This window comes from Neobacillus kokaensis (assembly GCF_014656545.1).
Taxonomy (GTDB): Bacteria; Bacillota; Bacilli; order Bacillales; family Cytobacillaceae; genus Neobacillus; species Neobacillus kokaensis.
The window spans coordinates 1-8,540 of sequence record NZ_BNDS01000051.1; the positions used below are offsets into that span (position 1 = coordinate 1).

Genomic DNA, 8,540 nt, shown 5'->3' on the forward strand with positions numbered 1-8,540 from the left:
TTTCCGCGTTTTCGTGTTCATTGACTCCCTCCATGTGCACCTATTTGAGTTTTTCTACGTTCTCGTGTTCATTGAACCCCTCCATGTGCACCTATTTGGAGGTTTTCCGCGTTTTCGTGTTCATTGAACCCCTCCATGTGCACCTATTTGAGTTTTTCTACGTTCTCGTGTTCATTGAACCCCTCTATATGCACCGATTTGGAGTTTTTCCGCGTTTTCGTGTTCATTAAGCCACTCCAATGTGTGTACTACGCCCGATACTTCCCTTTCAATCGACTATTTTTTCCTATAAGAAAAAACTCCCTTGCAGAAGATATAACTTAATGCCCTCTACAATAGGAGTTCTAATAAAAATTCTATCAATTAAGCTGCAACTTACTTAACTATTTCAAGTGTCCCCGAAGCCAAAGTCCCCTTATGGAGAACAGCCGCACGCTTCGGCAGGCGGGCAACTGCTTCAGCAGAACAGCTGGCAGGAACCAGTACAGCCGTTGCATCGTCCCCCGGCTTTGGCCAAACCTGTCTGCCAGACTCATCTAACGGGGTAACTCCGCCTGTTGCTAATGATAGTGCACGTGATAATGTGTATTCGTGTTTCCAGCCATAAAGCTGTGCGGCTAGATGTGCCTTCTGTAATGTATCCCCAATTCCGAATGGATCCCAGTGATCCGTAATGCTGTCATTACCAAGCATGACGTTAACCCCTTGCTGCTGAAGCATTGGGATCGGCATAACCCCTTTTCCAATTGGAACGGATGAGGCAATGGAGATCCCCAACGATGCTAAGCGGCTTGCTAGTTCAATGTCAGCTCCCGGCGTTAACGATGCTAGGGAGAATGCGTGGCTAATCGTCACTTTGCCCTGTAAACCAGCACTTTCTGTTAAATCAGCCAAATATCGTATCGCTTTTAAACCTGTTTCCCCGCCCTCATGCAGGTGGATATCAATGCCTGCTTTGTAATCGGCGGCAATTTGCACCATAGTATTCAATGATTTTTCCATATTCCCATCCACTGCGGTTGGATCTAATCCTCCGACATGGGTAACGCCAAGGGTCATTGCCTCGCGAATCAATCCTTCAACATTAGAGAGTAATAAACCATGCTGAGGAAATGCGACAATTTCATGAGAAATTTTATCTGAATAATTCTCTAAAGCCTTCTTCAATTTCTCTAGATTTTTCAGGCCAATGACCTGATCCACATTACAATGGCTCCTTACATACGTTGTACCATAACCGAGAACCAGCTCTATTAATTTTTCAGCACGCTCCTGGGCAGTTGGCAGAAGCTCAGGCAGAAGCTTCTTCTCTAGTTCAATCATATCAAAAATACCATTTTTTCTAAGATGTGCAGCCTTCCAAGGACCTCCATAATAGGTTTTATCCAAATGAATATGCATATCCCTAAACGAAGGAAGCAAAAGCATACCTTTTGCATCATAACAATCAAAATTTTTATTATAAATAGCATTTGTATCTAGTATTCGGGTAATCTTGCCATTCACAATTTGGAGGTTTCGTAATACAGATTCTGTTGCAACGACTTCCCCATTTTCATGTTTGTAGCCGCTTTCCAAACGAACATTCAAAAGCATGTAGGTGCTATTTTTTCCGGGTTTTTTCATATTAGTATCCGTCTCAGAATTCGCGCTCACTTCATCAGGAAAAAATAAGTCCATCGCGCCATTAACGCCAAGAACAGCAGAGGCACCTCCAATCATGCCAACATTGGTTATAAATTTTCTACGTGAAAAGCCCTCTTGTTCAGTAATCATCAAATGTTCCTCCTTGTTTAAGTATAATTATGTAAAAATAAACAAAACTTTCAAAATCCATATTATAGCTTTCCTGGAAATCTTTCATCGTATAAATTACCCAAATAACACTCGTAAAGTTAAACAGACTGTACAAAAAATTATGAATAAATATTGAAAATGAAATTCTATGAATTAATCATGCAAAACAAAAAATGTCCAGCATACAAAATGCTAGACATTTACTTTAATTCGGAATAGCAATCTCCAATTTCCCATCATGATTCTTAATTTCCACAACTTGATCAGCAAATAGATACGGAGTATCATAGCGGTCTTGTTTTTTAAGGTCTACATAGTTATTATTGACCGTCAAAACCGGAAAGACCACATTTGTTTTCTTGAAGAGGTTTTGGGAAACTTCTATTTCCGCCATTAAAATAATTTGTTTTTGGGAAACGGCAAAAAACAGTTTTCCGATCTCCTTTGAAATAGAAGAACCGTCTTCCTGCTTCATAATCTGGACCTGCTGCAGAATGGAAATCAGGCAGGTGATGAAGTCATTGATTTTGTCGTTTTCTAAGGCTGCCAGCTGACAATTCTCTAGCGCTTTGTTAAGTGCGCTTTTTATTTCTTTAAATGAAAAAACATCGTTAATCCGTATAGCTGCCTTTGTTTTTCCGATTTGTTCAAACTTCTTTTGTGAGGCAAAAATGGCTTCCTTAATTCGGCCTTCATACCGATCCCGCAGCATGACAAAATCAATAAGCTCCTGTATACAGCTATTTTCATCACACTGATTCCGAATTAGATGGAAAAATGCATAGACATCCTTTTCATCAAATGTACCGCCGCTAAGCTTTTCATAGTAATAATTCAATAACTTTTGCTCTTTAATATCCATTCGTCTACTCCTAGAAGAAAAATTCATATCTTCTATTGTACCTTGAATGGGTTATTACTAGATAGTAAAAGCTATTTTATTAAGTAAAAGGAGATACACACCTTCACCTAAAAAATATTGGCTGTTGTCGCATAGATTGTTGCTTTCTTAACTAGATTAATTGAAGGTTGATATAATACGTTTGAATTCTTGAAAAGTGGTTTTAAAAGACCTCAAGATAGAGGTCTTCTTACTTAAGGAATATTGAAGCTAAGACAACGCCTATTATAATCACAAGGATAAGAATACCAAAACTTTTCCAACCCATACTTCCTACTAAATCAGCAAGGTTTCCAGCTTGCCCCCTATTAAATGCATCATTCAAATTTCCAGTTGGATTTCTTTTTAATTCTTCTTGTCTTAGTCTTTCTCTTTTTCTTTTAGGAGTTTCTTTGTCTTCGTACATTACAGCACCCCCTATTTGCTATAATGTTAACATAAAATTACCAATTTTGGAAAAACGTCTCTTAACTTAATGGCTTTCTATTGGGATATTTACAAATTATATGAAATAAAAATAATTTATATTTCAAAAACAACATTCTTTACAAAAACAGCCAAAATATTAGATAGTAAAAGACTTTAAAAATAATTACAATAAACTCTAAGTGGTTATTACTTACTTGTTTCTCTCCGTATAACCGGTGCTACCTCTGTTGCCAGTCGTTCAATATTTTCCGCAACTCTTTTAAATGGCAAACCGCCTATGTCCATTTGCGCAATAAACCGTTGATGGCCAAACAACTCATATTGACGGAGTATTTTTTCAGTAATTTGCTGTGAACTGCCTACAAACAACGCTGTTTCCGGTGCTGCCAATTGGTCAAAATCTGCTCTAGACATTCGTGTCCCCATCCCGCGCTGGCGATTGACGTAACCCCAATAATTTGAATAATATGGGTAGAATTCGTCCTTAGCCTCTTGCGTTGTTTCGGAAATAAAGGCATGTCCTGTTACGCTCACTTTCAAATCTTCAGGAGCATGACCAGCTTGAGTTGCGGCCTGTCGATACATATCGACCAGCGGTTTAATCCTGTTGGGATCGCCTCCTAGAAGCGCCAACGCTAAACCGGTCCCTAATCTTCCCGCACGTGCCGCACTTTCTGGTGTGCCTCCAACCCCAACCCATAGTGGAATATTTTTTTGCACAGGGCGTGGCGCAATATCAGCATTTCTTAATTCGGACCGAAACCGGCCGATCCAGGAAACTTTTTCATTAGCATTTAGCTTCAGAAAAAGTTCAATATTTTCTTCAAATAATTCATCATAATGTTTAACGTCGAACCCAAACAATGGAAAAGATTCGATAAATGCCCCACGACCTGCAATGATCTCTGCACGCCCATTTGATACAAGATCAAGTGTTGCAAAATCTTCGAATAAACGAACCGGGTCAACGGTGTTTAACACCGTTGTAGCACTTGTTAGTTTAATTCTTTTGGTGACTTGTGATAAGGCAGACAACACGACGGGCGGCGCCGAAACGGCATAGTCAAGACGATGATGCTCCCCAACACCGAATACGTCCAACCCTGCCACATCCGCCATCTTTCCCGCTTCGATAATTTCTGCGATCCGCTGCTTGGCGCTGATGGTTTTTCCTGTATTCGGATCAGGACCTAAATCCGCTAATGTATATATTCCAATTTCCATTCCAGAATTATTATTCATCCATTCATACTCTCCTGTTTTTTTCTAGTATATTAAAAATAGACAGAGTAAATACTTCTTAAATTAACTGGATTAAAAATATTTTAATTTGGAATAAAGTTTTTATAAAGATATATTTTTAATAGAGTCGGCAAGGGATGATGATAATAGATTCTAAGTATTAAAATCGCTTTGATACGCGATGGAAGCGTGATGAAGGACATTTCCGATAGAGCCCCTGTGCTAAATGGCCTTCATAAGAACAATGAAGACCAAAACAGATGGAAAACCTGTGCTAGTTGGCCTTCATAGGCGTGATGAAGGACATTTCCGCTCGAACACCTTTGCTAAATGGTCTTCATAAGAACGATGAAGGACAAAATTATCGGTTGCATGATTTTATACCACCCATCGCTCATATAGAACACAGGTCTATTTACCCAAAGGAAGGGGAAAATCATTCTAAGCGGGTAATGGAAATTTTTAATGAAACTCCCCTATCAAAACCCCGCCAGAAACTTGCAGTATCGAAACGGTGTCGTGACTATTTTTCGATAAAGCTTCTTATTATTCATATGAAGCGGAAAACGATGATACGTATCTTTCGTATTTACTTCGAGAATCCACACCTTTCCATCTTTATCCACCATCAGATCGATTCCAAGGTCACCATAATTTCCATATTCGTCAAATACACAACAAATTTCAAACGCGATTTTCTTAAGCTCCTCTACTTTATTTCGCGCATTTTTCTTATTCATACCGAATGCTAGCTGGAAGGTCTTCATTCCAGAGCAGATAAAACCAGCCCGTGAAAAATTTGTTATGATACCGCCGCTTTTTCCAAACTTGCCAAATAGACCCGAACAGTTCCAATTTCCCTTTCCATCCTTTTGCATAATCACTCGAAAATCGATTGGCCGGTCTTGATACCTTTTCATGGTGATCGCTTGCTGGGCTAGATATTCCTTACTTTTCAACTTGCGTAACCATTGCTGAAGACTTTTGACGTCTTCTATCTGCTTTTGGGAACCAATTGGATTTTTAAAAGAGGGAGATGTAATAAGATAACCATTATGACTTTTCTCAACCTTCCGGATCCCTCTTGATAGGGTTCCGCCTGTCGGTTTTAAATAAATTGAATCATATTGCTCCAGCATGCTTTTCAGCACAGGTATGTCTGTTAGAAGCTTAGTTTCAGGAAGGTGTGAGCGAAGGCTGGGAATCGGGGAAAGTCGTTTCCAAAGCTCCCATTTGTTGAAAGAACCTGGAGAAAAGCTATTAAATATACGTTCTCCCATCATGGTTTTCAAATCATCGTATACGTTTTTCGGCATATCTGTCCGATTATAAGCTGCCCCGGGAAAAGGAAACGTCCCAAGTTTCCAGCATTTCGCAGCCTCTGTTGCATGTGGATCATAATAAAATCCTTTGATTTGCTTTTTTTGTGTATCGATTGTGTTCCATGCGCATAGGTAGACAAGTCCATTAATAGTGGAATAATCCGAAAAATAAGTACGGTAGCTATTCATTTTGGCTGTTGTCATTTCCTTAACATCAGAAAAAACAATTAAGGCAATAACAGGCCCTAAATGAAGGGTCATGTTATGCTTTTTTAATTCATATGGGAGGGTATCTGGAATGGTAAATAGATCGTTCCAGTGTTTTGGTATACCAATCATTTCATCTGGGAAGTCACTGCGAATCTGTATTTTTATCTCCTGACTCCAAGAACCAAATTGAAATGACATTTTGCCGGAGGAAATATTATGCTCTATTGCGGTTTTTTGAGACAACTGGATCTGACTTGTTTCAGCAATCCATTTAATATACATTTTCCACCAACTCTTCCAAGGATATATCTCAGCATATGATGCTTTGAAGAAAATGCATAGACAATTATACAAGGTTAAGCTATTGTTTTAGACAACCTTCATAATTAAACATAAGATCTCTTTCCATAAAGAATCAACTTCATCGGAATAGTTTACATAAAGATAAAAAACACGCTGCGTTCATTCAGCGTGTTTCCCGTCATTAATGTCTGGATACATTTTTAAAACTTTGCGCACATGCCTGCAGCTAGTTTAGGCAACACAATTACTAATTGGACAATCTGCTGATTCCGTACATGTGATTCTACCAAATTCATCAAGGCAGGTAACAGTTAAAGTTACAGTAATTGGACACTCTTGAATAATTACATTGGCAGTTACCAATGTTTCACCTGGTCCCACTGGTATACTTTCAGACGGTGTTGACACATCAGTAGAGGTTAACGTGCATGTACCAGAATTAGAAAGGCTGCATGTAGCCGTGCAATTCTCACAGAGCCCAGTGACATTCACAAGAAACTCCACCGTATTATTAAAGCCAACTAGTCCAATTTCCGGGCATAAGGCCACTGAAACGTCGCATAAACATCTAAGTCCCATTTCATCATTCCTTTCTGTAAATGTTAATTAATGTATTATCTTATTTTTATGAAGCAAGAAAGTACCGACCCTTGTCCACATACATTAAAATTCTTTCCTTTTGTTTTTCGTAAAACAGACAACAAGTCTTCATATCAATTCGAAATTAATTTCAGTAAATATTTAAAATTATGATGAATTTATCAGCAGCGAAGAGTGCCATTCTAAGCAACCTTATAAAAGCTTCAAACAAACATATGATATACTGTATTAGGTTTGTTTTATTAGAGGGGAGTTCTGTTGTGGAGTTACAAAAAACGTACGCATTTACAAAATCGACATATATCTTTTTGCTAATTACAGGAATTGTTCTGACAGCGTTTAATTTGCGGCCAGCGATTACATCACTGGGACCGTTAATTGGAATGATTCAGGAAGATGTTGGACTTGCCCATTGGAGTGCAGGATTATTAATGAGTTTGCCGTTAATTGTCTTTGCTATCATGTCTCCTATTGTTCCAAACATTGCAAGTCGGATCTCAAATGAGAAGACCCTATTATTAGGGTTAATCTCGATTTTAGTTGGAATCGGTATTCGTTCCTTCCCGCTGACATTTTTTCTTTATACCGGGACTCTTCTAGCTGGGGTGGGCATTGCGATTGGAAATGTTCTTTTACCTGCAATTGTTAAGGATAAGTTCCCAGAAAAATTTGGTCTAATGACAAGTGTGTACTCCACTTCCATGGGTTTGATTGCTTCCTTAGCATCAGGAGTCAGTGTTCCTTTAGCAGAGGGATTAAACCTTGGCTGGCAGGGAGCCCAAATCGTCTGGGGAATTCCAGCTGCTGTTGGTATTGTGGTGTGGTTTTTTCTTCAAAAATTCAGCCAAAAGAATCATCATGCAAGACAAAAATATCATTCCAGCACGAAATCGATCTGGCGTTCACCATTGTCATGGCAAATCGCCATATTCATGGGATTTCAATCCCTTCTATTTTATGTAACGGTTTCTTGGTTACCTGAGATTGTACATAGTCACGGAATGAGTACAGAGACAGCCGGCTGGATGCTTTCCTTCAGCCAATTAATGGGATTACCTGCTAGTTTCTTAATCCCTGTTTGGGCTGGACGTCTTCGTTCACAAATATGGCTTGCCTTCATACTTAGCATGAGTGCAATAGTCGGTTATGCAGGATTACTGATAGGCACATCCCATTCTATAATAATTATTAGTATTATTTTTATAGGAATTGCACTAGGTGGGAGCTTTCCATTAGCTCTTAGCTATATTGGACTCCGCACTAGAAACGCCAGCCAAGCAGCGGCATTATCAGGGATGGCACAGTCCACCGGTTATATTTTAGCAGCCATTGGTCCTTTATTTATTGGGTACTTATATGACTATACCCATTCCTGGGCGACACCGCTTATAAGCCTCATCATTATCTGTGTAATTGTTATGGTATTCGGGATGTTATCTGGCAGGAATAAATATGTATGATGGAGCATTTTGAAAAAACAGAGGAAGGATTACTTGTGAATTCTTCCCCTGTTTTTTTTATTAGGGTATTTCTACAATACACGCCATACTGCTTTTTATGGGGGCTGTTACATTGTTAAACAGTACATTTCGGTATAAAAATAATTCATGGACAATAAAAAAACTAATCCGAAGGTTGGATTAGTTTTGAGATATCATATGTATGGCTCCGCAGGTAGGATTCGAACCTACGACCGATCGGTTAACAGCCGATAGCTCTACCACTGAGCTACTGCG

Annotated in this window: 7 protein-coding genes; 1 reads left to right on the forward strand and 6 read right to left on the reverse strand. The window is 39.1% G+C overall.

The features are described 5' to 3' along the window. Nucleotides 1-375 precede the first annotated feature (375 nt). The 6 genes from IE222_RS25860 to IE222_RS25885 all read right to left on the reverse strand — a co-directional run bounded on the left by IE222_RS25860 (nucleotide 376) and on the right by IE222_RS25885 (nucleotide 6,783). Nucleotides 376-1,776 carry an amidohydrolase gene (locus tag IE222_RS25860; protein ID WP_191277263.1) on the reverse strand — a complete coding sequence of 467 codons (1,401 nt, stop codon included), beginning with the start codon at nucleotides 1,774-1,776 and terminating at the stop codon, nucleotides 376-378. A 226-nt stretch (nucleotides 1,777-2,002) separates the two neighbouring features. Beyond that, on the reverse strand, nucleotides 2,003-2,659 hold the full coding sequence (locus tag IE222_RS25865) for a hypothetical protein (RefSeq protein ID WP_191277264.1): 657 nt from the start codon (nucleotides 2,657-2,659) through the stop codon (nucleotides 2,003-2,005). 229 nt (nucleotides 2,660-2,888) lie between these two features. Further along, complete coding sequence (locus tag IE222_RS25870; protein ID WP_191277265.1) at nucleotides 2,889-3,104, reverse strand: DUF6366 family protein; 216 nt, start codon at nucleotides 3,102-3,104, stop codon at nucleotides 2,889-2,891. 209 nt (nucleotides 3,105-3,313) lie between these two features. After that, nucleotides 3,314-4,369, reverse strand: a complete 1,056-nt coding sequence (locus IE222_RS25875) for an LLM class flavin-dependent oxidoreductase (RefSeq protein ID WP_223282903.1) — start codon at nucleotides 4,367-4,369, stop codon at nucleotides 3,314-3,316. Nucleotides 4,370-4,848: 479 nt separating this feature from the next. Beyond that, nucleotides 4,849-6,183, reverse strand: a complete 1,335-nt coding sequence (locus IE222_RS25880) for a YheC/YheD family endospore coat-associated protein (protein ID WP_191277266.1) — start codon at nucleotides 6,181-6,183, stop codon at nucleotides 4,849-4,851. Nucleotides 6,184-6,435: 252 nt separating this feature from the next. Continuing rightward, nucleotides 6,436-6,783 carry a hypothetical protein gene (locus tag IE222_RS25885; RefSeq protein ID WP_191277267.1) on the reverse strand — a complete coding sequence of 116 codons (348 nt, stop codon included), beginning with the start codon at nucleotides 6,781-6,783 and terminating at the stop codon, nucleotides 6,436-6,438. 281 nt (nucleotides 6,784-7,064) lie between these two features. Between IE222_RS25885 and IE222_RS25890 the strand changes: the two genes are divergently transcribed. Beyond that, nucleotides 7,065-8,264 (forward strand): CynX/NimT family MFS transporter, encoded by a 1,200-nt coding sequence (locus IE222_RS25890; RefSeq protein WP_223282904.1) that lies wholly within the window; start codon nucleotides 7,065-7,067, stop codon nucleotides 8,262-8,264. Nucleotides 8,265-8,540: the final 276 nt, after the last annotated feature.

Coding starts and splice junctions, on each gene's coding strand:
- IE222_RS25860 (WP_191277263.1), bottom strand. CDS start 1,776: ATGATTACTGAACAAGAGGGCTTTTCACGTAGAAAATTTATAACCAAT.
- IE222_RS25865 (WP_191277264.1), bottom strand. CDS start 2,659: ATGGATATTAAAGAGCAAAAGTTATTGAATTATTACTATGAAAAGCTT.
- IE222_RS25870 (WP_191277265.1), bottom strand. CDS start 3,104: ATGTACGAAGACAAAGAAACTCCTAAAAGAAAAAGAGAAAGACTAAGA.
- IE222_RS25875 (WP_223282903.1), bottom strand. CDS start 4,369: ATGAATAATAATTCTGGAATGGAAATTGGAATATATACATTAGCGGAT.
- IE222_RS25880 (WP_191277266.1), bottom strand. CDS start 6,183: ATGTATATTAAATGGATTGCTGAAACAAGTCAGATCCAGTTGTCTCAA.
- IE222_RS25885 (WP_191277267.1), bottom strand. CDS start 6,783: ATGGGACTTAGATGTTTATGCGACGTTTCAGTGGCCTTATGCCCGGAA.